This window comes from Egibacter rhizosphaerae, assembly GCF_004322855.1.
Classification (GTDB): Bacteria; Actinomycetota; Nitriliruptoria; order Euzebyales; family Egibacteraceae; genus Egibacter; species Egibacter rhizosphaerae.
Window position 1 is genome coordinate 1,868,923 of record NZ_CP036402.1, and the last position, 21,656, is coordinate 1,890,578.

16 protein-coding genes and 1 pseudogene are annotated in these 21,656 nt (G+C 71.3%); 3 read left to right on the forward strand and 14 right to left on the reverse strand.

From position 1 onward, the window contains the following. Positions 1 to 15: 15 nt before the first annotated feature. Both ER308_RS08700 and ER308_RS08705 read right to left on the reverse strand, forming a co-directional pair. Positions 16 to 690 (reverse strand): CocE/NonD family hydrolase, encoded by a 675-nt coding sequence (locus ER308_RS08700; protein ID WP_131154618.1) that lies wholly within the window; start codon positions 688 to 690, stop codon positions 16 to 18. Continuing rightward, positions 687 to 1,523, reverse strand: coding sequence for a DinB family protein (locus ER308_RS08705; RefSeq protein WP_131154619.1), 837 nt, complete (start codon positions 1,521 to 1,523; stop codon positions 687 to 689). The genes ER308_RS08700 and ER308_RS08705 overlap by 4 nt, the downstream gene beginning before the upstream one ends. Before the next feature lie 275 nt (positions 1,524 to 1,798). Between ER308_RS08705 and ER308_RS08710 the strand changes: the two genes are divergently transcribed. Together ER308_RS08710 and ER308_RS08715 are read left to right on the forward strand one after the other, a co-directional pair. Continuing rightward, complete coding sequence (locus ER308_RS08710) at positions 1,799 to 2,005, forward strand: hypothetical protein (protein ID WP_131154620.1); 207 nt, start codon at positions 1,799 to 1,801, stop codon at positions 2,003 to 2,005. A gap of 2 nt (positions 2,006 to 2,007) precedes the next feature. Beyond that, positions 2,008 to 2,451: a putative toxin-antitoxin system toxin component, PIN family gene (locus tag ER308_RS08715; RefSeq protein WP_165491925.1), complete on the forward strand. Its 444-nt coding sequence runs from the start codon at positions 2,008 to 2,010 to the stop codon at positions 2,449 to 2,451. A 696-nt stretch (positions 2,452 to 3,147) separates the two neighbouring features. On the opposite strand, the gene ER308_RS08720 is transcribed toward ER308_RS08715, so the two are convergent. The 10 genes from ER308_RS08720 to dprA all read right to left on the reverse strand — a co-directional run bounded on the left by ER308_RS08720 (position 3,148) and on the right by dprA (position 16,879). After that, positions 3,148 to 3,558 (reverse strand): hypothetical protein, encoded by a 411-nt coding sequence (locus ER308_RS08720; protein WP_131154622.1) that lies wholly within the window; start codon positions 3,556 to 3,558, stop codon positions 3,148 to 3,150. Between the two features lie 511 nt (positions 3,559 to 4,069). Continuing rightward, positions 4,070 to 5,923 (reverse strand): hypothetical protein, encoded by a 1,854-nt coding sequence (locus tag ER308_RS08725; RefSeq protein WP_131154623.1) that lies wholly within the window; start codon positions 5,921 to 5,923, stop codon positions 4,070 to 4,072. A gap of 86 nt (positions 5,924 to 6,009) precedes the next feature. Then, positions 6,010 to 6,627 carry a phospholipase D-like domain-containing protein gene (locus ER308_RS08730; RefSeq protein ID WP_131154624.1) on the reverse strand — a complete coding sequence of 206 codons (618 nt, stop codon included), beginning with the start codon at positions 6,625 to 6,627 and terminating at the stop codon, positions 6,010 to 6,012. Beyond that, on the reverse strand, positions 6,552 to 6,911 hold the full coding sequence (locus tag ER308_RS21485) for a hypothetical protein (protein ID WP_165491926.1): 360 nt from the start codon (positions 6,909 to 6,911) through the stop codon (positions 6,552 to 6,554). Before ER308_RS21485 ends, ER308_RS08730 begins: the two co-directional genes overlap by 76 nt. A gap of 17 nt (positions 6,912 to 6,928) precedes the next feature. Next, the gene (locus tag ER308_RS08740) at positions 6,929 to 8,731 is read right to left on the reverse strand and encodes a hypothetical protein (protein ID WP_131154626.1); all 1,803 of its coding nucleotides are present in this window, start codon (positions 8,729 to 8,731) and stop codon (positions 6,929 to 6,931) included. After that, entirely contained in the window at positions 8,731 to 12,288 is a 3,558-nt protein-coding gene (locus tag ER308_RS08745) for a helicase C-terminal domain-containing protein (protein WP_131154627.1), read from the reverse strand. The genes ER308_RS08740 and ER308_RS08745 overlap by 1 nt, the downstream gene beginning before the upstream one ends. A 119-nt stretch (positions 12,289 to 12,407) precedes the next feature. Further along, entirely contained in the window at positions 12,408 to 13,988 is a 1,581-nt protein-coding gene (locus ER308_RS08750) for a DISARM anti-phage system protein DrmE domain-containing protein (protein ID WP_476700502.1), read from the reverse strand. A 140-nt stretch (positions 13,989 to 14,128) separates the two neighbouring features. Next, entirely contained in the window at positions 14,129 to 14,887 is a 759-nt protein-coding gene (locus ER308_RS23365; RefSeq protein WP_131154629.1) for a hypothetical protein, read from the reverse strand. A gap of 276 nt (positions 14,888 to 15,163) precedes the next feature. After that, positions 15,164 to 15,901 (reverse strand): ComF family protein, encoded by a 738-nt coding sequence (locus tag ER308_RS08760; protein ID WP_131154630.1) that lies wholly within the window; start codon positions 15,899 to 15,901, stop codon positions 15,164 to 15,166. Between the two features lie 21 nt (positions 15,902 to 15,922). After that, positions 15,923 to 16,879: a DNA-processing protein DprA gene (gene dprA, locus ER308_RS08765; RefSeq protein ID WP_131154631.1), complete on the reverse strand. Its 957-nt coding sequence runs from the start codon at positions 16,877 to 16,879 to the stop codon at positions 15,923 to 15,925. Between the two features lie 692 nt (positions 16,880 to 17,571). Between dprA and ER308_RS22345 the strand changes: the two genes are divergently transcribed. Beyond that, positions 17,572 to 17,973 carry a hypothetical protein gene (locus ER308_RS22345; protein WP_165491678.1) on the forward strand — a complete coding sequence of 134 codons (402 nt, stop codon included), beginning with the start codon at positions 17,572 to 17,574 and terminating at the stop codon, positions 17,971 to 17,973. On the opposite strand, the pseudogene ER308_RS22350 reads toward ER308_RS22345, so the two are convergent. Both ER308_RS22350 and ER308_RS08785 read right to left on the reverse strand, forming a co-directional pair. Next, positions 17,948 to 18,896 (reverse strand): annotated as a pseudogene (locus ER308_RS22350) (IS3 family transposase); the annotation flags it as partial. The gene ER308_RS22345 and the pseudogene ER308_RS22350 overlap by 26 nt on opposite strands. 805 nt (positions 18,897 to 19,701) lie before the next feature. After that, a complete protein-coding gene (locus ER308_RS08785) occupies positions 19,702 to 20,463 on the reverse strand; it encodes a hypothetical protein (protein ID WP_131154634.1) in 762 nt (253 codons plus the stop codon). Positions 20,464 to 21,656: the final 1,193 nt, after the last annotated feature.

Consider the following 21,656-nt stretch of genomic DNA (forward strand, 5'->3'; position numbering starts at 1 on the left):
TTCCAGCCTTCATGATCAGCGATGTATTGGCAGCAGCAGCCGGGAAGGGTATGGGCCGCCGTGCATGAGTTCCTGCTCGGCAGGGTGCATGCTGGTTGCTGTGGCGAGCGGTTCTGCTGTTCCGAGATTGCGGGTGAACCGGGGGTGGGCTCCGCTGGAGACTTGCAGGCGTATGCGGTGGCCTGCTGGGAAGCGATAGGCGGTGCCGGCCATGTCGATCACTACCCGGTGAATGCCGGAGTCGTCGGGGCGTGCCTGGTCGGGTGAGAGACGAGTGATCCCATCGCAGATATGGATCGATCTCCCGCGGGGCGTGACGTCGCAGAGCTTGGTGTAGAAGTCGGTGTGGTCCCGACTCGATCGTACGTGCAACTGTGCCGCCACCGGGCCGACCACGTCGCATTGGTCTTCGAGCGCGTCGCTGGTGAACGTCAGCACGTCTGGTCGGGCCTCGAGCCGGCGGGTGTCCTTTGCGCCGTAGCGGAACGGCAGGTCGGGCACGGCGCCGCCCACGTTCGGAGGGGGGTCCCGGGGATCGAAGCGGTAGGTCGTGGTGTGGCATGTCCCAACGGGGGCCGGGTCGGATGGCCGCGTCTGCCACGCTGGCGCGGCGGCCGAGACTTGCCAAGCTCGTCGACGCCCGGGTGGCGCTACCGGCCGATGCGGCAGGGAACGCGACCTCCACGTCAGCCGGCTTCGCCTGGGCGCGTCCCGGCGCCGTCGCCGTCTCCTTCGCGGGCTTGCAGCACGGCGAGGTCACGCTCGGCGAACTCTCGGTGGCGCCACTCCTCTTCAAGGATCGTTTCCACACAGCCACGGACCGGGTAGTGGTCGGGTTCCGGGTATCCGGGCTCGGTGACCGGCTCGGTCTCTTCGTCGAGACGCTCCTGGGTGAGACCGTCGAGCAGCTGACGCACCGTCTGCATCCGGTCCTGGCGCAGCGCGAGGACCTGGTCGAGGGAGGGGCGCGCGTCTGGGTCGTTCGGGACGCCAGGCAGCTCGCGGAAGGTGGTGTGCGGCAGGCCGAGGGGGTCCCAGGGGCGCGGTTGCCCCAGGACGGCGCGCCGGACCCACGCGTCGGTGGCGAACACGAGGTGCCGCATCGTCTGGATGAACGACCACTCGCCGTCGACCGACGCGTGCAGCAGTGCTGGGTCCAGGCCCCGCGCGCGGGCGACCGTCTCGTCCCACCGTCGTTCGATGATGTCCCAGGCCTCACGGAACCCGTCCGGGTCGGTCGGACGCATCCTTCGGCGTTCCGGGTCGCGCCGGTCCAGCTCGGCCTCGATGAGCGGCGCGACGTCCACGCCGTTGACGACAAGGTTGGACACCTCGCCGTCGATCTCGACGTCGATCAGGTCGGCGCCGCGCATCACGGCGCCATCGAGCACCACCTGATCGAACCGGGCGCCGCGGAGGTCGACGAGGTGGAATCGGGCCTCGTTCAGCCTGACCGTCCGAAAGCGGGATCTGGAGAGGTCCTGGCGGTCAAACACGAGGGTTTCGCGCCCGGTGGCGGGCATGACTGATCCTCCCGTGTGGTCGGCACCTCGTCGGCCACGGTCGCGGCATCCCCGCACGGGTCACGGAGTCAGTCTGCGAACCCAGTCTAGGACCGCAAGTGTACCTGACATGCTGCCCCACCGGGCGGCCACGGTAGGCGGCTCGGGTGGGTGCGGGTTGCGCATCGTCACGGTGGGGGCAGACCGAGTTCGGTCTGACTCCCCGGACCGGGCGACGCGTTCAAGCCTTGCCAGGTTAGGCCCGCGCGTCGGGTGAGACGCGTACGCTGGCAGCGATGGCCAAGACACGGACCGTGCGACTGAACGAGCAGGTGGCAGCGAGGGTCGATGAGGTCGCGGCCGCCCAGGGCCTGGACCCAGAGCAGTGGGTCAACGACCAGCTCGCGCGGGACCTGTTCCTCGCCAAGCTCGACGAGGTCCAGGCCAGCAATCTTGACCCGCGGTCCGAAGACGAGGCGGCCAAGATCGTCTACGGACGCTGACGTTGCGGGTCGTCATCGACCCCAACGTGCTGCTGTCGGCGTTGATCGCGCCTGGTGGCGCCAGCGACCAGGCGGTGCGCAGGATCGTTGTCCACGCCACGCCGATCGCCTCTCCGGAGCTGCTTGATCGTTTCGTGCAACGTGCGCGTGAGGAGCGGTTTCGGCGGTGGTTCAGCGTCGCCGGCGCTGAGGAACTGGCGGGACAGCTCGCCGAACTCGCTGAAGTCGCAGAGGATGCGGCGCACGTCCCTGCGGTCGGCGTTGCCGATCCCTCCGATGACTACTTGGTGGCCCTCGCCCGCCGCAGGCGCGCAGACCGCCTGCTTACTGGCGATCGGGGCATCCACCGCGCCCTTGACGGTGCCGACGACCTGCGCGTTGTATCGCCCTCCGATTTGCTCGGCGAGTTCCCAGCTGACGCAGACAGCCGGTCCGAAGGCGCATGAGGGGTCGGCCGCCGACACGGTCGTCGTTTCACCCACCGCAGACGTTCCTGAGGCTCGGCGCGCCATGCAGCCCAGGCTTATGGCGAGTGCCGTCCGCAAGGAGGCCGCAGATGTTCGAGAACGGCGTGGCCGACTGAACCCGCTCGCTAATGGGCGAGCACTCGGCAGGAGCGCATTCGCAGCGCTTTGACCAGCGGCGATGCGTCAGTTGTACGTACGAATGGTGCTGGCGCGCCGGGGAGGATTCGAACCCCCGACCTTCTGATCCGTAGTGTAACCCTCGGCTCGGTCGGTGCGGGCGTGACCTGCGGTTTTGTCCTGCCAGCTGTGTCGCCGTTCCTGCCGGTCGGTGCCGGTCGCGGGCGACGCGTGCCACTCTGCGTGTCGCTTCGTTACTGAGCGAGAGTCCGGATCTTACCTCGCACGACAATCGCGTCAACCCGCAGCCGAGGCGGGAGGGGCGACGGACTCCATCCGCTGCTGCCACGCCCGGCGGTACACCGCTTTGGCTAGCCGATCAGAGGTCAGCCACGTGGCCGGGCAGCAGCCTGCGTCGTGGCGTGCCGCGGCCGAGGTGGGCGCGCAATGTCGGCCCGTCGGGTTTGGGTGGGAGCAGCCTGCGAACGCGGCCGCGCCGCAACCGATCGCACGCCACGCCCTCATCACCGAGGGGTCGCGGCGTGCCCGCGCCACCGACTAGATACGGCCGCGTTCCTTGTGCACGATCATGGTGCGGTCACGTTCGCCGACCTCGTCGACCACTCGTTGCGCGGCCGCGGGCATGACGCGCAACGACAGCAGCGTGCCAGCGCGCGTCTCCCGCAGCCGTGCCAACCGACGGTCGCTGCCGTCCTCCTCGTACACCGAGAGCACGAGCACGCCGACGTGCGCCCCCAAGCCGCGAGCACGGTATTCTGCGCCGAGCTCGAGCGCCGGCTCGACGACGAACTCCTCAGCACCGTCGATCAGCTCGTCGGAGTCCTCGGGGGAGAACAGGTCGGCCTTGGCGCCCAAGCCGCTCGACCGTTGCACGGCGTCGCGGAACACCGTTTCGAGCGCCTCGGCGCGCAGGCTCGTGTCCATGTCGTAGAACCTTGCTTTGGCCATACCGGACTCGCTTGATCAGGGGACGCGGTAGAGCGCCTCAAGGATCGCCCCGCCCATCCTGGTTCAGGCGCGACCGGCCGCTCGGCCGGTCGCGCGCGTCGGCTAGCGGTGGCGGGCGCAGGGCGTTCCGCCCCGTCCCCGACACTCGGTGCAGTTGCCGAACGTCGCAGGCGCCTTCCCCGCGCCCTTGCAGACGCGGCAACGTTCACAGTCTCGACAGGACTTGTCATAGGGCATCGCGATTCCCTCCCACCCGATCTACTGCCCGCCCCGATACCGGCGGCCCGCGTAGACGCGTCGGCAACGGTCGCGCAAGTAAATGCGGCGCCCGCGCTCGTGTCAACCGCTTGCGTGCAGTGCGCGGGGGGTGGTGTTTCGGGCAGGCTGAGGGTCGGGGGGCGTCAGTGACCACGAGGACACACAACGGGATCTCGCGTTGCTCACCGCACCGTCCCGCCTCGCCAGCACCGCGCAACCTCTGCCAGCCCTCCCGGTTGCCGCGGCCCGTGGGCTAGCCGGGGGGGTGAGGGGCGAGGAACGGCTCGGCGCATAGCTGCGCCACCATCGGCTCCCACCACGCGCCCGCCGCGGGGTCCACGGCGGCGAGGAACCACTCCCCCACCCGCAGCAGAAACCGCTCCTGCGCGTCGCCGCAGCAACGCTGCGGGCGGTGCGGCGCGGCCGGCGTGCCCGCGGCCGCGGGCACGAGATCGAGCACCGCGTCCATGGTGCACGCGCGCACGCCGCGCTTGCCGTGGTCGGCGTCGTTCTCGGCGTGCACCACCTCGTAGCCGCAGGCGCGGAACCCCGCAGCCGAGAGGGCGGCGAACAGCGCCGCCCACGCCCGCGGTTCGCGATTGGCGTAGCTCAACAGCAGATGCCCGCCGGGTTTGAGGACGCGGCGGCACTCCACGAACACCCACGTGAGTAGCCGCTGGTAGTCGACGTCGTCTAAGGCAGTGGCCACCGCCTCGTCAGCCAGCAGTTCGCCCGTGCCGTCCCACGCCCGAAACAGTCCGGACAGCTCGCCGTAGTGCACATCGTCGTGGTAGGGCGGGTCGGTCCAGATCACGTCGGCGCTGTGGGCGGGCAGCAGCATCCGGTGCGACGAGCCGCGGGTCACCCGCACATCCACGCGCGCGGGCATGCGACCGCGGCGCTGCTGCGCGGACCGGGGCCCGTCGACGGTGAGCTCGCCGGCGTGGGCGCGCAGCCACTCCGCGCTGCGGGCCAGCGCGTCCACGCGGCGGCGCACCGTGCCGCGTCCGACCGGCCCCACGCCCCACACGTGCGGTTCACACGCCAGCGTGGTGAGGCTGAACCGGTGCGAGGACACCGCCTCGTAGGCCTTGAGGTAGCGACGCTCCCACCGCGACAGGTAACCGGCCATCTCGGTCGACCCGAGGACAGCCAGCCGCAGGGCGGCGCGCACCTCCTCGGCCGCGGACAGCTCCTCGACCGCGCGTAGCACCCCCTCGAGGACTACTTGCTGGCGCGGCGGGTAGCAGTCCTGCCACCGGCGGTAGCCGAAGCTGTGCAGCGCTCGGGTCTCCACGCCCACAGGGATCGCGCCGAGGTCGCGGTCAGGCGCCCACCCCTCGGTGGCCTGGGCGATCTCGGCCGCGGTGGGAGGGCTGAGGTCGCGGCGGCTCTCGGCGACGCGTTCGACGAGCACAGGGTCCCACTCGAGGCCGTTCGCCGCGACATCTCTCAACGGTGCGGCCGCGCCGCAGGGGCAGCGAAACACGCGGGCCGCGGTGTAGCGGTCCTCGGGCGAGACCCGAAGCCGACATACGGGGCAGGTCGAGGGCGCGCTCGCGCGGCCGGCGAACAGGTGCCCGTAGGCACAGGCCAGCCACGCGTCGTCGCCGCTGGCGAGGGTGTCGACGCGCTGGCGGCGGCTCACCAGCGCGTAGGGGTACAGCCGCCAGCGCGCGTCGCACTCCGGGCAGCGGCCCGCCGCGACCCGGATCGTGTGCGCCACCGCAGCGGGCTCACCGGTCGTGGAGCGGGTGGCATAGGCGCGCTCTAGCAGCGAGCGGCAGGACTCGTGCAGCGCGTCGGCGGCCTCGAGCAGCGCCTCCCGCGGCGGCAGGGACAGCATCGTCGCCAGTCCCGCCGCCGCCCACGGGTTGATGTCCTGGGCGTACACGCGGTGGCCGCGCACGGTGGCCGACAGCGCAACCGTGCCGCCGCCGGCAAACGGGTCGACGACTAGCAGCCGCGGATCGGGCGCATCTGCGGCGACGGCATCGAGTACCCCGCCGGTGACTGCCTCGGTGCGGCGCGCCCACCACCGGTAGGTCGACACCGGCGGCACGTGCCGCTCGCGCGCGCGGCTCTCGCGCCGCGCGGCTGCGGACACCGCAGAGGTGTCGAGGTGGCGCAGTGGGCTGACCACCCCCGGCGGCGCGGCAGGTCGCCCCCCCGGGGTTTCCTGGGGGTCTGAGGTCACTGCCACACCACCCACTCGTGCACCTCCAGTGCGTCTTGCGTGCGCTTTAGCGCGCATGCTGGCCAGTGGACGCGCGGCAACCTACCGCCCGGCAGGGGGATCAGGTGGGCAAGCGCCCGCCTCCGCGGGGTCGGCGACGAACAGGCCTGCCTCGGTGAGCGAGCCCAGCAGCCCGCGCAGTTGCTCGCACTGGCGGGCGCCCAGGCCGCACCGATCTCGACGTGCTGCTCCGGTCCCTGCGAGCTGAGGTTGGCGGTGCCCAGGTAGCCCTCGCGGCAGTCGGCGACGAACTTGGCGTGCATCAGCGACCGCGCAGGCCCCTGGTACCACCAGGTGCGCACCTGCGGGGGTGCGCCGACCGCACCGATCAGCGCACCCAGCCGGTCACGCGCCGCGGCGTCGGGCCAAGCGTGCACGTAGAAGGCGCAGGCCACGCCGCGTTCGGTGATCGCGGGGGCCAGCACGTTGAGCAGCCGCTGGATGCCCGGGTCGTTCCAGAACGGGCCGCCGAGCAGCACCTCGCTGGTGGCCATGCGGATCACCCGCTCAACAAAGAGGTCGAGCCGCTCGCGCGGTTCGATGAGCCCCTGCGCGGGCTCGGGCACGGTGAACACCAGTGAGGGGTCGCGGCCCGGCGGCGGCGGGGCGCGGGGGGTGCAGCGCGCAGCACCTCGCACACCGTGGTCAGCAGCGCCGTGCGCGCCAGGGTGCCGCGGTCGTGCGCGTCGACCAGGCCGAGCTCACGAGCCTGCCTCCGCAGTGCCACGCGCACGTCGCCGTGGGCAACGTTGAGCGCGGCGGCGCCCTGCTCGCCCATCCGGTACGCCAGCGCGGCGGCCCCGCCGTAGCCGCCCGTGACATCGGCCAGTTGCCCGGCAAACGTGACCAGATCGTCCATTCGCGCCGCCGCTCCCCCTAGGTGCGCCAGAAGTCCATCGCGAGTTCGCGCGAGAGATCGCTGTTGAACCGTCGGCAGCCGAACGTGAGGTACAAGCAGCGCTCGCACGCACGCGGGCGGCGGTGGTGGCACAGCGGGTCGTTGTCGCAGCGCCAGCTCGCATCGAACGCGCGTTCCATCCACTCGAGGCTGCGGCTGTGCAGCAGCGTCCACAGCGCCCCCAGGGTGTGAGACTGGAAGCTGGACACATAGATGCTGATCGTCAGCGTCTCGGGCACCAGCCACTCGGCCAGCGACGCCTCCCCGAACCCGGTGCGCCCATCGTCGAGAGCGCGCAGGAGCACATGCGAGAGCGTGTGCACGAGCACGCGGGTGTCCTGCGGCCCCTCGGGGGCGGTCTCCTCGACGGCGAACATCTCCAGCACCGCGGCGCGGGCGTCGCGCTCGTCGGAGGGCACCGGGGCGGGGTAGCTGCCGCGGCGCCGCAGCCAGGCCAGCACGTCGACGGCCGACAACGCCACCAGCGCCGCCTCGGTGTCGGTAGTGACCGCGAAGATCGGGTCCTTGTTGTCGTACTCGCCACGGCGCGCGAACCCACGCAGCGTCGAGGTGTTGGGGCGCTTGGAGGTGCGCGTGTAGCCGTAGGCGGCCACGGCGATGGGGAACTGGTCGGTCACCGCAAGTTCGTCCACGCCCAGCTCGCCGGCGCGTTCGCGGGCGCGCAGGAGCGCGCGCTCCTGCGCGGTGCGCCCGGTCCGCTGCGCCTCGTCGTGCGCGTCCTCGAGCCGGTAGCGGGCGACCTGCTGAGGGTCGTACAGGGTCGCGCGTTCCAGCATGCGCCGCTCGGCGGCGAGGCCGCAGGCCGCGGCGCTGAGGTCGCTGGTTGCCGCCACCCCCTCGGTGGCGGGTCCGCGGCGGCGGCGGATTGCCTCGATCTCGTCGTCGTCGAGTTGGCTGTACTTGGTGCGTATCGCCTCCTCCCACTCCTCTTGGCTCATGCGCTCGCCGGACTCCCCGCCCGCGAGCTCGTTCAGCGCAATCCCCACGCGGGCCTCGTCGCCGAGGTAGGAGGCGGCGGCGATGCGCCCGCGGGCGTGGTGGCGCTGCAGCTGCTCGTAGGCGTTGGTCTTCAAGTTCAGCAACGACACGGTCTGCGGGTAGAAGCTGCGGGGGTCTCGGACGGTGTACTGGCGCATGAACGCTTGGCTGCTGGTCTGCTGGGGGGAGAGGTACTGACCGCAGTCGCACGGCGACATGCGCGTGCCCTTGATGTAGGCGTTGCCGCAGGTTCGGCACCGCCAAGCCGCGGTCTCGAACGAGCCGGTGTCCTCGAGGAAGACGTTCTCGTCGCTGCCGCACCCGCGGCAGGTCGGCACGAACATTGGCTGGATCCGCCCGCACGCGTGCGCGCTGTAGTAGCGCAGCTGGCGCAGCCGCGAGCGGCAGTGCTCACAGCGCACCCGCTGGTCGCCTTCGCGGGCCTCGAGGACCTGCTCGTCGCGGTAGAAGCGGCGGACGCGCTGGCAGTGGCGGTTGGCGCATTGGAACACCAGCGGCCACACCTCCCACTGCACGAGCACGGGTTCGATGACCACGAAGGCCTCGTCGCTGGTGTCCCGCGGCACCCGGATGCCGGCGCGCTTGTCCTCGTCCCACCGGCGCAGCTCGTGCTCGACCTCGGCGAGCAGCGCGTTCTTGTTGATGGTGGGGCCCAGCGGGTTGCCGCGCACCACCGAGGTGCGCACGACCAGCTCGTCGTCGTGCAGGTACACCGCGCCGGGCAGGTAGCGGTACAGCGTCTGCGAGCGGCTGCGTTGCATCACGTCCCTCTCTGGCCGAGCAGCGCCTCGTAGATCTGGCCGGCTCGCGGCCACGGGTCGAAGCCCACGGCCTCGTCGACGTCGCGGAGGTTCTCCATCACCCGTTCAAGGAACAGTTCCTTGGTGTTGTCCTGCTCGTAGGTGACCATCTGGTTGCGTTCGTAGTGGTCCCAGCGGTCAAGCGCGCGTTCGACGAGCTGGTCCTCGAGGGTGCGGTCGACCGCAGTGGCCACGACCGCGCGGTAGGCCCGCTCGAGCCGGTCGCGCAACACCGGCTCGAGGATCGCCGCCCGCGGTTCCCACCACGGCCGGAAGTTGCGCACGCGCCGGATGCCGCCCTCCGGCGGGTCGTTGGCGGGATCGCGGGTCATGTCCCAAAGCAGCGCCATGGCCAGGCCCGGTAGCGTGCGGTCGACCGCGTTGCGGGCGTACTTGTTTACCGGGACCGGCTCGACGGTGTGGTCGAGGAACCGGTGCGCGGTGTCGAAGTGCGCGAACGACGACGCCTCGCGGCGCGCGAAGTGGTCGAACACGGTAACGACCGCGCCGACGTGGGAGCGGCCGGCGCGGCTGGTCGCCTGGATGTAGTCGGCGATCGTGGTCGGCAGCCCGGTCATCACCATCAAGTTCAAGCGGCTGATGTCCACCCCGTGCGAGACCACCGAAGTGCCGACCAGGGCGCGCAGCCGCTGCCCGCGCGCGGTCGATGGGTCGGCGTCCTCGACCTGGTCGATCGCCGCGGCGAGCTGGCCGATGGGCACGTCGCCGGTGAGCTGGTCGAACAACAACGGCTCACGGTGGCGTTCCTCCAGCGTTCGGCTGAGCTCGCGTAGGTCGTCGGCGATGCTCGCGCCGTGGCCGCGGTTGTTCACATACCCCAGTGACACCTCGTACTGGAACAGCAGCTCGAGGGCCTCGTTGGCGGTCGGTGTCTGCCCGCAGCGCCGCTCGATGATGTGTTGTGCGGCGGGCAGGTCGTCTTGCAGCTCGGCGATGACGCGCACGAACGTGGACTGCACCTTGCCGGCGACCTCGACCTTGGTGGTGCCCCCGCCAGTGGGCATGAGCCCGAGGAACACGCGGCGCACGTCAGGGGTCTCGGCGGTGTAGAAGCTCTTGGCCGCCTCGAAGCCGGGGGAGGGGAACCGTCGCGGGTGTCGCCCGTACACCTGCCGAAGCTGGTCCTCGTACTGCTCGATGGTGGCGGTCGCGGCCAACATCTTGCTCGGCAGCTGCGACGGTCCGCTGCGCTGCAACTCGGCGAGCAGCCCGTCGTAGTGGGCCGCGAACGTGCCAAGCTCCTCGCGGACCAGGTGCAGCTCGTCCTGGATCACCAGGGCGGGCACCGGGTCGGGCCACGCGTCTACCTGCGCCATCTCCTGGGTGGCGCGCTCGCAGCGGTTGCCGGCCAGGCACCGGTAGGTGAAGTAGCCGTGGTCGGGGCAGCGCTTGGCGGGGCCCCAGTTCAGGGAGGTGAACTCGCCGAAGTGCGAGAAGCCGGTGATCTTGTCGGTGGTGGAGACCAGCACGGTGGGCTGGTAGCGGTACACCTCGTCGTCGCTCATGTGGATCGGCAGGTCGGTATCACATACCTTGCAGCGGTGCAGGATACGCACGCGCGGGGGGTCGGGTTCCAGCCGCACGCCGTCGTGGTCGCCGCAGTGCGGGCAGGCCGCGACCAGCCGCCGGTGCAGCTTGTCCTCTTCGGTCAGTTCGTCCGCGCGGTCGATGCCAGGCCACCAGCGGCTCTCGTACTGCAGCTGGTTGGGCGTGTTCGTCGAACCCACGAGGTAGCCGAGCTCGAAGGGGGCGCCGAGCCCGTCGAGCTGCTCTTCGCGCACCCGGTCGGCGGCGACCAGCACGTCGAGCACGCGGGCGAGCTGCTGCACCGACAGCATCCGCAGCGGGAACCGCAGCCACGCGGTCACGCCGGCGTGTTTGCCGCGGAGCCGGTCGTAGAACGCCGCGGCGAGGACGAGCCCGAGGTAGGCCTCGGTCTTGCCGCCGCCGGTGGGGAACCACAGCACGTCGGCGCTGTCGAGCTCGGCGCGGAGCTGTGGGTCATTGCGGTGGCAGCGCGCGGCGAGGCCGGGCAGCTGGGAGACGATGTACACGAGCTGGAACAGCCGCCACGAGTGCACCTGCGGGTCGGCGGCGTTGGCGTGATCGAACGCCTGGTTGGCCAGCGTGAACGCGGTGCGCAGCTCGGAGTCGGTGCGCAGCAGCTGGCGGCCGAGCGCGAAGCGCTCGAGTTCCGCGGCGAAGCCGGCGCGCTCGGCTTCGGCGTCGTCGCGGGTGCGGGTATCGGCGAAAGTGGCCTCGGCGAGGAAGCGGTCCCACGCGGCGAGGTAGTCGCGCATCGCGTCTTCGACGCCCCCGAGCACCGGCTGCGGGTCGGTGGCGAGCGCGGCCCAGCGCAGCCCTGGGACATGGTCGGTGCGCGGCCGCACGATGCGTTGCACGTGGCGGGGCAGTGTCTCCGACCGCAGCTCCTGCTCATCGCCGGCCGCCACGCAGTTGCGGCCGTGGCCGATGACGTCGCGCTGCTCCGCGTAGCGGTAGTCCTCGGAGGCCAGGCTGAACCGTTGGCGCACGACGCGGGCACCTGCGCGTGGGCGCACCGCGACGCGGCAGTCGTACAGCGCGAGGTCCTGGAACGCGCCGAGGTCGACCTGGGTGCGGTTGACTAGCGACACCGACACGATGGCGCGTCCGTCGGGCAGCGGTTCGGCGAACGCCACGACCTCGGGCCGGGGGGCGTCGGGCGTCCACTGGGGATCGGTGCGCTCGCGCGCCGCCTCGGTCCACGCCGCGTCGCCATCGAGCGAGCGCACTGCCACGGTGCGTGCGCTGGTGAACGGGCGAGCGGCGTCGGCGCGGCGGTAGTGCGCCTCGACCGCGTCCCGGGCCGCGGCGGCCACGGCGTCGCGTTCGACGGTGTGGGAGCCGTCGACGGTGAGGGTCAGGGGCAGGTCGAGGGCTTCGACGTCGGTGCGCAGCCACGCGTGGGGCACGGGCACGCGCGTGGGCCTGCGGCCCCCGTCTTCGTCGCCTTCGTCGCTCGCGCCGTCGGTGGCGTCGTGTTGGGCGGCCTGCTCGCGCACGTGTCGGGCCATCTCCTCGCGGGCGGGCAGCAGCGGTTGGTACAGCGCGAACCGCACGTCCACCGCCAGCGTGAGCTTGGGGGCGGTGTGGGTGGGCTGGTCGGGTTGCGCCGCGAAGTCGAGGCCTAGCGCCAGCGGCTCGTGGTTGACGTCGAGCCGCTCGTCATCCTCCTCGTCGTCGCTGGCGTCGCCACGCGGCTGACCGTCGCGTTCCTCGCGCGGGGGCCGCACCTGGGGGCGCAGCACCCCGACGCGGACCTGCTGCTTGGGATCCCACGGGGGTGCGTGCCGCCCGCCCGCGCGGTCGGTGAGCTCGGTGGCCACGACCCCGAGGACGTGGTCGACCAGCGCGCCTTCGGCGGCGTTCTCGGGTCGCTGTCCGGGGTGCGGCGCGCCGCCGGTGGCGGTGGCCGCGGGACCGAAGTCGGGGTGGACGCTGTCGGCGTGGTGCACGAACCGCTCCTCTGCCGTCTGGGGTGATGACGTTGCTGTCGGTGCGGTGGGCGCTAGGTCGGTGCGGTGGGGTCGTCGTCGCGGTGAATGCTGACTGCCACCGGGCTCAAGGGCCGGGGTCAGGTGCCAGGTGGGTGCACGCCCCCGAGGGCGTGGGCGGGGATCTCCTCGCGTGGTTCGATGCGGCGGACGGTGGCGACCTCGAACTCGTCGAGGACGTCCGAGGGGTCGCCGCCGAGCTCGGCGGCCAGCGCCCGCAGGTTGGGGCCCGCCCCGTCGGCGGCCTCGCGCATGGCGCCGGAGATCACCCGGCCGATGCGCTGGTGCAGGCCGCGGAGCTCGCGGGCGACCTCGGCGACGCGGCGCCAGTGCCGCTGCAGCCACTCGTCGCCGGCGAGACGGGCGATGCAGGCGATGTCCTCGGGGTGTTGTGGCGCGATGGTGCGGCCATGGGCCCACGCGTCGAGCTGGGTGCGCACCTGGCAGCCGGCGTGGCGCAACCGCGCTTCGATGGTGGGCTGGTGCTGGTCGCAGTCGGCGACGACCGCGCGGCAGGCGCGCCGCCAGCGTTCAATGACGACTTTGAGGTCCTGCACGTCGTGGTCGCGGTGCTTTTCCTCGACCAGGCGGGTGAACAGGTCCTCGCGGCCCGTGCCGCGAGCGACGATGACCTGATCGCCGGGTGCCAGATCCTCGACGTGCCATCGCCGGTAGCTCATGGCCGCGACCCGCTCGATGGCGGAGTCCTGCGGCACCAGCCACACCTGCCCCGACGGTTCGAGCTCGACGGCGTAGCCGGGCACCGGCGCGTGCGACGCGCCGCCCCCGGGCCGCGGCGCGTCGCGGTCGCCGGGATCGTCGGCGACGCGCTCGAGCGCGGCGAGGTCGGCGGTGAGCCCTGCGAGGTCGACGTCGAGGTCGACCGGGGTGACCGCGGGCTCGGGGCCGGGGGGGATCCCGTCGAACCGCCGCGGCGTGGCGGCGGCGGCGCGCGGCGCGGCGTCGGCGTCCAGGCCCTGCAGCGGGAACGAGCGCCGCAGCGCCGCGCTGGCGCGGTCGGCCTCCGCGTCGAGGAGGCCGGGCAGCGCCTCGACCTCCCACGGGTAGGCAAGCACGATGCGTCGGTTGGCCTCGCCCGACCACAGCGCCTCGCGGCGCGACCGCGGCGGCAGCGCGGGGAGGATCTCGGTGGTGTCGCGCTCGGACCACGGCAGGCGCGCGGTCCACGGCACGATTTGCAGGCGCTGGTCGCCCAGCGCCAACTCGTGCTCGCCGTACTCGAGGAGGTCGTCGACCACCGCGGCCGCGGCGGCCTCGCTGGCCACCCGCACCACGAGGCGGTGCTCGGGGTAGCGCCGCGCGCTCACTTCGAGGGCGCTGAGCAGTGCGAGGAACTTGGGGTTGTCCGCGGTGAGGCCGTCGACGAGGTCGAGGATGAGCGCGCGCAGCCCCTCCCAGCGCGTTGCGGCGTACCGGTGCCACATCCCGCCGAGGTCGCTGCTGCGGGTGCGGGCGACGTCGGCGCGCAGGCTGTTGAGGGTGCGGGCGCGGTGGTCAAGCGCCGCGGAGCGGTTGAACGCCTCGGCGGTGCTGGCCAGCTGCACCAGCGTGTTCAGTGTGCGGCGCGCGGCCTGCAGCGGGTAGGGCAGCTCCTCGGCGACGCGGTGGGCGTCGGTGAGCAGCGTGATCGCCTGCCGCATGCTGCGGTCGAACGCGGGCGCGTGCACGTCACTGTAGGCCACCTCGCCGGGGTCGCGGTCGAGCAGCGCGCTGGTGGTCAGCGGCGAGCGGGTCCGCTCGCGCCCGCCCGAGCGCCACAGGGCGGCGACGAGTTCGTCGATCACCGGCCAGTGCGACACGACCGCGCAGCGCTCGTCGACCACGCGGGCGGTCTCGCGGTCGCCGAGGTCGCTGACCACGACCAGCCGGCGCGCCTCGTGCGCCTCTGCCCAGTCAAGCGCCCGCGCGCGCAGGTCGGGGTTGCGGAAGGTGGTGCGATCGATGACCACCAGCCCGTCGCGCTCGCCCGGCAGGGGGGATAGCCCACGCGCGTGTTGAGGTACAGCATCCGCTGGCGGCCCACGCGGTAGGGCACGATCGCCCCCGAGGGGTCGACCAGCTGTCCGTCGCTGCGGACCCGGTGCACCGCGAGCCCCTCGGCGAGGCCGACGTTGTGTAGGCTCACGCGGCGCAGACGGCGCTGCAGCGCGCTGTCCATCCCGATGACCGTGACCGACCCGTGAAACGGGGGCTCGCGGCGCGCGCCGTCGAGCGTGGACCGCAACCGCGCGAGTTGGGCGAAGATCCCCAGCATGGCGGCGACCTCGTGCGCGCCGCGGGGCAGCTGCACGTGCAGCGCTGCCGTCGCGCCGTGGCGCACCCGCAGTCGCGCCAGCCAGCAGGTGAGCGCGGCGAGTACCTGGTCCAACGCGCCGAGCCAGACATCCGCGCCGTCGTCGCGCAGACGCAGCTCGCGCAGCGCCGCGACCGTGTAGTCGGGCGGCCCCTCGTAGCCCAGCAGCTCGTCGACCCAGTCGTCGTCGCGATCGGGGTGCAGCGGAGGGCCGCTGTTCGGTGGCGCTGTCGTTGCTGGGTCCATGCTCCCGCCCCGCTCCGCGTCCGGTGTGCCCCCGACCGGACGCTTCGTCCACTAGGCAATGTAGATCGCGGTTGTGACGAATGCGCTGAGCCCCCACCTCCCGCCCACAGGTGAAAGGGAGACGAGGCGCGGCCGACGCGGGCATCGTCACACGGGCACGGCGACGATCTGCACTTCGCGCCCTGCGACGCGGGGGGCCGCCGGCGCGGGGGACGGTGGAAGATGGCGGGGATGGCGGATCTGATGTCGAGGTGGGAGCGCTAAGCCGGACTCGGGCTATCCCCAGCCCCTTCGGGCGAGGACGACGCCGCGCACTCTCTCGGCGCCGTGGCGGCGCAGCACTCGCGCGAGCGCGTCGAGGGTGTGCCCGGAGGTGCAGACGTCGTCGTAGACGAGGACGAGGCGGCGGATTCGGCTGGGGTCTGGCACGACGGTGGCGGCGGCGAGGTCGTCGGCGGCGGCGCGTTTCTCGGGCAGAGTCCCGCGAGCGGACGTCCGCGTAGCACGGGTCAGGGTGAGGACGGGTTGGGGGCTGTCGTCGAGCGGCCAATAGCCGAGCATGTCCGACTCGGCCGCCTGTCGTACGACCTCCTCGGTGTGGCCGAAGCTGCGGCCTCCTGACCCGGTCCAGGTGGGCGCCGCTACTACGAGACCGACGTCCCAGGGCGCGTAGTGGCGGTCGAGGTAGCCGAGCAGTAGCCGCGCGAAGATGAGCTTCCACCCCCACTGCCGCTGGTACTTGTATCGCTCGATGGCGCGCTTGAGTCCCCCCGAGTGCATCGCGATCGCGTCGATCGCCTCGATGCTCCGAGCGGGGTCGTTGCAGAGGCTGTTGATGCACGGGTCATCCGACGACTCGCGTGCCTGGCTGCAGACCGGACAAGCGTAGGCCGAGACCGCCTCCATGCTCTGATGTGCACAGCCGTAACAGGTCTCCACCGGGCCGGTGAGCTGGTAGGCGCACTCCGCGCAGTCGGGGAAGCCGGCCGGTTCCGGAGGTGGCTCCCAGGTCACGCGAGACCTCGTGCGGCCCGGTCAGAGGACGTCAAGTGCGAGCTGGCGGGCGCGCTGCCCCGCCCTGGCGATCTGCGCTGGGCTGGCGAGCTCCCGAAGGACGTCATCGACGTCGGCTACCTCGACGGCGCCGCGCTCGTGGACGTACTTGTGCGCCCACGTCTGTCCGGTGACGAGGCTGCGCAGTAGCCACACGCGCTTGCCGTGCTCGAGCGCGAGTCTGGCCTGCATTTTCGCGCCGCTGGTCTGGCTTGCCTCGACCACGACCGTTCCTTGGGTGATGCCTGACATGGTGCGGTTGCGGCGCGGGAAGGTGTGCCGCGCCGGCGGCATCGAGGGCCAGAACTGCGAGACCAGCGCGCCGCGCTTCTCGTCGAGGATGCGGTCGGCGAGCTCGGCGTGGTGGGCGGGGTAAATGCGGGTGATGCCGGTTCCCATCACGGCGATGGTGCGGCCGTCGGCATCCATCGCGGCGAGGTGCGCTGCCCCGTCGATGCCCTGGGCGAGCCCGGAGGCGACGGTGACGCCACGAGCTGCGAGCTTGTGGGAGATCTGAGCAGCGCGGCGCAGTCCGAGGTCACTTGGCTGGCGGGTGCCGACGACCGCGACGGACACGAGGTCGTCCTCGGTGAGGTGTCCTCGGATGAACAGGAACGGCGGCAGATCGTGGACGAGCCGAAGGGTGGCGGGGTAGTCCTCGTCGAGGACCGTGACCAGGGAGGCGCCTGCCTCTTCCGCGAGCTGCAGCTCCTGCTGCACGCGCTCGCTGGCGCGGTCCCAATCGTCATGCAGGACAGCACGCAGTAGTTCGCGGGTGCTGTCGGCCGCCGTCGACCGCTCGTGTACCTGCCCCTCGCCCAACAGGTCGGGCCCGTCGCCGCGGAGGGCCTCGCGGGCCACCACGTTCCAGTCCGGACCTGAGCCATCGTGGCGGAGTGCGCACACGGTGAGCAGGCGGTGCTGCGCGTCAGTGACCATCCCTACTCCTCGCGATCCTTGTTCGGGATGCCGTCGGGGGAGCATGCCACATTGGTGCGTCAGCGCCACGCGCCCCGCAGCTGCAGGGTCGGTCCTCGTACGCGGAGGTCGTCGCGGACGGTGGCCTCGGCGACGCGGAGTTCGGCGGGAGAGGCTGAGCCCGTCGGCGCAGCGCGGGCGGGCGCACCCGGTCGGTCTGCCGTGCTGGGCTGGGCCGCAGCGTCGGCGCTGCGAGAGTTTCGTACGAGCGGGCAGTGAGGGCGCTGGCGCGAAGCCGGCTGGGGACCCGAGGAGCGGCTCGAGATCGCCGTCGATTCCCTCCTCGGGAGTCGAGGGGCGGCGGCGCTGGTCGAGCTCGGCGGCGAGCTACGCGCATTTGGCGCGCGCCGTGGCGCCCCCACACCCCGGCGAGTGAGGAGGTGGCGTCGAACGCGAACCGCAAGCAGTCGGCGCTGAGCAGGCAGACGGCGCACACGCGCCGTGCGAACTCACCCCCGCAGTGGACGTAGCGGGAACCTCATGCGCGCAGCTACGCCCAATGAAGCCCACGCCGTGTGGTAGGCGCTTGGCGCGCCGGTCACCCACCCCCGGGGGACCGCGCGCCTCCCGTCGCGTGCGAGGGGCGAGTGCGCCGGAGCTCGGCGCCCCCGCACCATCAGCGCATGACCAACCGAGGCGCACACTACCGGCCCGTGACCGCCAGAACCCGCGAACGGTTCGCCGCGGCGTTCATCGCCGCGCTCGATGCCATCGAAGCCCCCGAGGCGCCGCTGCTCGTGCTCGCTGCCGAGCCGCCTTGCGCGGGCGGGCTCGAGTTGGCCCGAGTGACCGGCGCCGACTCACCCGGGGAGCTCGTGCAGGTCGACCAGCCGACCGCCGACAGCCACCGTCTGCTCGGCGCCGCCAGCCGCGTGGCCTGGTCACCCACCTCTCGCGGGCGGAGCAGCCCCGCCTGGCTGGCACTCGGGGCCGCCCGCGATCTCCCAGTGTGGGCCGCGGGTGCGGCGCGACAACGAGCGCGTCTGGGCGCTGCACCTTCCGGATCGGCTTCCCTGATTCGTGGCCGAGGACGGTTTCGTACTCGATGGGGGTGAGCTTGCCGAGGCCTCGTTGGCGTCGACGGCGGTGGTAGGTGCGTTCGATCCACAGGGCGATGGCCACCGCGAGGTCTTCGCGGGTGGCCCAGCGCCTGCGGTCGAGGACGCCTGCGTTGCAGCAGCGCGAAGAAGCTCTCCATGGCGGCGTTGTCGCCGGCTGATGCGACGCGGCCCATCGACCCGGACAGGCCGTGGGCGCGCAGGGTGCGCTGATACCGGGGGGAGCGGAACTCCCCGCCACGGTCGCTGTGTACGACCACGGTGGCCCCGGGACGGCGCGCGAGAGCGGTGCGCAGCGCGGCATCGGCGAGATCGCTGGTCATGCGCGCGCCGGTGGCCCAGCCCACGATCCGTCGCGAGCAAGTGTCCTTGACCGCGCAGATGTACAGCTTGCCTTCGGCGGTGGGGTGCTCGCTGATGTCGGTGAACCACACGCGATCGATCCCGTCGACCGCGAAGCGTCGGCTGACCAGGTCGTCGTGCACCGGCGGGCCGGGCGCCTGGCCGCCCCTGCCACGCCGACGCCGCTGGGTGACCGGGGCGATCCCGTGCTGGCCACACAGCCGCTGCACGCGGTTCTCCGAGGCCGCCCAGCCGGCCGCGGCGAGCTCGTCGGCGATGAACCGGTAGCCGAACTCGGGATCGTCGGCGTGGATGTCGATGATCGCGTTGACCAGGTGCGCGTCGCACCGAGTCGCGCTGGGTCACCGGGCAGGCGGCCCACTGGTAGTAGGCCTGGGGTGTGAACCCCAGCACCCCGCAGGTCACCACCACAGGGAACCCCTCGGCGGCGAGGTCGCGGACCAGCGGGTGCATCATTTTGGGAGCGTGTCCTTGGCGAAGTACGCCGCCGCGCGGCGCAGGATCTCGTTCTCCTGCTCCAACTGGCGGTTGCGTCGCTTCAGCGCCGCAAGCTCGGCCTGGGTATCGCTGGACACACCATCGACGACGCCATCGTCGATGTCGGCGTCCAGGCCCGGCGGCGCGCCGCCGGGCAGACCCCGCACATGCGCCCGCACCCGCGCCAGCGCGTCCTCGATTCGGGTGATCGCCGCTCGCCATCGGCGATCGCCTCGATGGTGCGCCACGCCCCCCGTGTGATTCCGTTGGGATAAACCCCGCGCGGTCCCCGTCGCGGGCGCTGCGCTACGCGCCGGCGCGGTCGGGATTGTACGCCGCTGACCAGGACAGACACGGCCGCGGCTCCGGCCATAGCACCGAGGGGAGCACCGACACGCGGCCGCGAGAGGCCTGACTTCATCCCAACGAGATCACACGGGGGGCGCCACGCGGTCGGCTGCGACGCGGTCGCCTGCCCGGGATGCTCGCCAAACAGCACCGGATCGCGGGACGCGGGAGCGGAGACGCACTCGCCCCAGTCGATCAGCAGCACCGCCAGATCCCGCGCGACCACCCCCGGATGATGATCCCGCCACGACCGCACCCCCGCCAAAGCCTGCCGCAGCGCCCCAGTCAACCCGACCTGGTTAGCCAGCTGCGCCGGCAACGACAACCCCGCCCGACCCTCCAGCCCGACCCCATCACCGGTAACAACGAACCCGCCCGCCGACTTGCTAGCCTTCACCCGCACGGTGACCCCCTGGTCTCGAGGGACTGCTCTTGGACAAGCAGCACCCTCGCAGGTCAGGGGGTCACCACACTTCAGGCGCCCCGCCACCCACCTCGCTGGCGTGAATAGTCGAGGCTAGCTTGCCGGCTTGGCGATCAATAGTCTGATTGCACGTTCGAGCCGCCACCACCCCACATCTGCAAGATCACCTCTGGGTGATAGTTGGTTATGGTGCCAGCGAGGTTATAGGACCAAAGCTCCTGGGTGGCGCTTTCGACGTAACTGCTTGGTGTAGCATCATCGGTTTCGTATACGACGCCCTGCCGTGTCATCTGCATCGCAGACTCTTGGACACGGTTGAAGGTGTTGTACAACGAGGTGACGTTGTCGCCGTTGAAGCAGTAGGTCGCGTGGCGCTCCAGAACTAGGAGGGTGCCCCATGTCCCAGGCACTGTCACCGTGCCGAACCAATCGTAACAAGTCGATTGAGTCCCTACGTCATCTGAACTTGGCACCTCCTCGATCGCTGGACCATCGAAATCATCGGCATCGACGTCCTCGGCGCTGGAAACCACATTGCCCGCGGCGTCGCGAATCTCGTAGCTGACAGTGGGGTCCGCGTTCGGGTCGGGCAGGTCGATCTCGACGAGCTCTGGATAGGTTTCCTCGACGTACTCGATTTCTCGGTCGGTTAGGCCTCTAGTCGCGGCGTTCTCGACGATCTCCACAATCTCTTCGCGTTCTTCCGGGGTCGCGTCCGGGAACGCGTCATAAACGTCGTCGTTCGCTTCGTTTGCCCCATCTGAGACGTCCGCGTGCGCTGTTCCCGTTACCAGGAATGCGACGCAAACCGCAGCCAGCATGATGAAGGTAGCGACTGCCGTGATACCCCAGTGAGCAGTTATGCGGACCGGCATTGCGGCTCCTTTGCCACGGTGCTGTGATTCCCCCTGTCCACTGCGCTACCACGAGAACCACTGTTAGGGCAAGTGTAAGCACGTCATGGCATCGTGACGCGCAGTGGCGAGGCGAAACTAACAGAAGGCAGCGCGAACGCAAGGGGTGTCTGGATTGATTGGCTTCGCCAGGAAGGGTGCTCATGCTGCTGTCCGGCGGGGCCCGCCAGGGAGCGCGCGGGGTGCGCACCCGAGGTAGGGGAGCGGCCCGGGCGACTGACCTGTCGGATCGCGGTCAAGCGCGTCAACCGGTTGTGCACGCGGCTCGCAGGATGCTCCGAGCCCTCGCGGTCCATGGGGAGATGGGGTTGGTGGCGCCCGGGGTCACTGTCGCTCCGCGACGCGCACCTTCCCGGCTCAAGGCGACGCCTCGTCGGTCCGCTGCGCCTCGTGGGCGTACATGGCATCGGCAGCGCTGGAGATGAGCGCCTCGGGTCCGCCGTGGGGGAGGGGAGAGCGTGAACCCGACGCTGGCGCGGGCTTCCACGACCGTGGGGGCGAGGCGGTAGGGCCCTTGCGAGGACCCCTTCGACGCGGGGCGCGGAGTTCCCGCGCCTCGTGCTCGTCGATGCCCTCGCCGGGTGGTCAGGACCTTCGCCGTCGAGCCGTGTCCGCTCACACCATGAGAAAGTCCCCCGTCTGTGGCCAGTTGAGGTCCCCGCTCGTGGCCAGTGAATGTCTTCGCTGGTGGCCGGCGGAGGTCCCGCCTGGTTGGAGATGACCGGAGTGCCCTGCCCGAGTGGCGATGGTGTCGCTGTCGAGACGCATGCGTCGAGGCGGTGGCGTGACGTAGAGCGCAGCTCCCCGGAGCGAGGTCGCGACCCCAGCTGGCTCGGTCAGCTGCCCGCCTCGCCCGACGGGGAAGGGGCGAGCCGATGAGCAGGAAACTGACCGCCCAAACGGTGCGCACGGCGGGCGATCCCGAGCTTCTCATCTTCGACGCCTCGTACGACGAGGCCGGCATCATCGAGCCCGGCGACCCCATCGCGCGCCGACGGGGACCCCGAGACCGAGGCCGCCGACGATGTACTTGACCGCCTCGGCTACTGGCTGCCCTCCCGTCACGGGTGGGAGGCCACCGACTTCGGCGGCACGGCAATCGTCACGCGGGCGGGGTGAGGCCGTCCTGGGGCGCGTCCGACGGCGGCGCGATG

What these genes read in the sequence shown, in the direction of transcription:
- ER308_RS08785 (WP_131154634.1), bottom strand. Translation starts at nt 20,463, where the DNA reads ATGCCGGTCCGCATAACTGCTCACTGGGGTATCACGGCAGTCGCTACC.
- ER308_RS08740 (WP_131154626.1), bottom strand. Translation starts at nt 8,731, where the DNA reads ATGCAACGCAGCCGCTCGCAGACGCTGTACCGCTACCTGCCCGGCGCG.
- ER308_RS08750 (WP_476700502.1), bottom strand. Translation starts at nt 13,988, where the DNA reads ATGCGGCAGGCGATCACGCTGCTCACCGACGCCCACCGCGTCGCCGAG.
- ER308_RS08705 (WP_131154619.1), bottom strand. Translation starts at nt 1,523, where the DNA reads ATGCCCGCCACCGGGCGCGAAACCCTCGTGTTTGACCGCCAGGACCTC.
- ER308_RS08710 (WP_131154620.1), top strand. Translation starts at nt 1,799, where the DNA reads ATGGCCAAGACACGGACCGTGCGACTGAACGAGCAGGTGGCAGCGAGG.
- ER308_RS08720 (WP_131154622.1), bottom strand. Translation starts at nt 3,558, where the DNA reads ATGGCCAAAGCAAGGTTCTACGACATGGACACGAGCCTGCGCGCCGAG.
- dprA (WP_131154631.1), bottom strand. Translation starts at nt 16,879, where the DNA reads ATGGTCACTGACGCGCAGCACCGCCTGCTCACCGTGTGCGCACTCCGC.
- ER308_RS21485 (WP_165491926.1), bottom strand. Translation starts at nt 6,911, where the DNA reads ATGGACGATCTGGTCACGTTTGCCGGGCAACTGGCCGATGTCACGGGC.
- ER308_RS23365 (WP_131154629.1), bottom strand. Translation starts at nt 14,887, where the DNA reads ATGGACCCAGCAACGACAGCGCCACCGAACAGCGGCCCTCCGCTGCAC.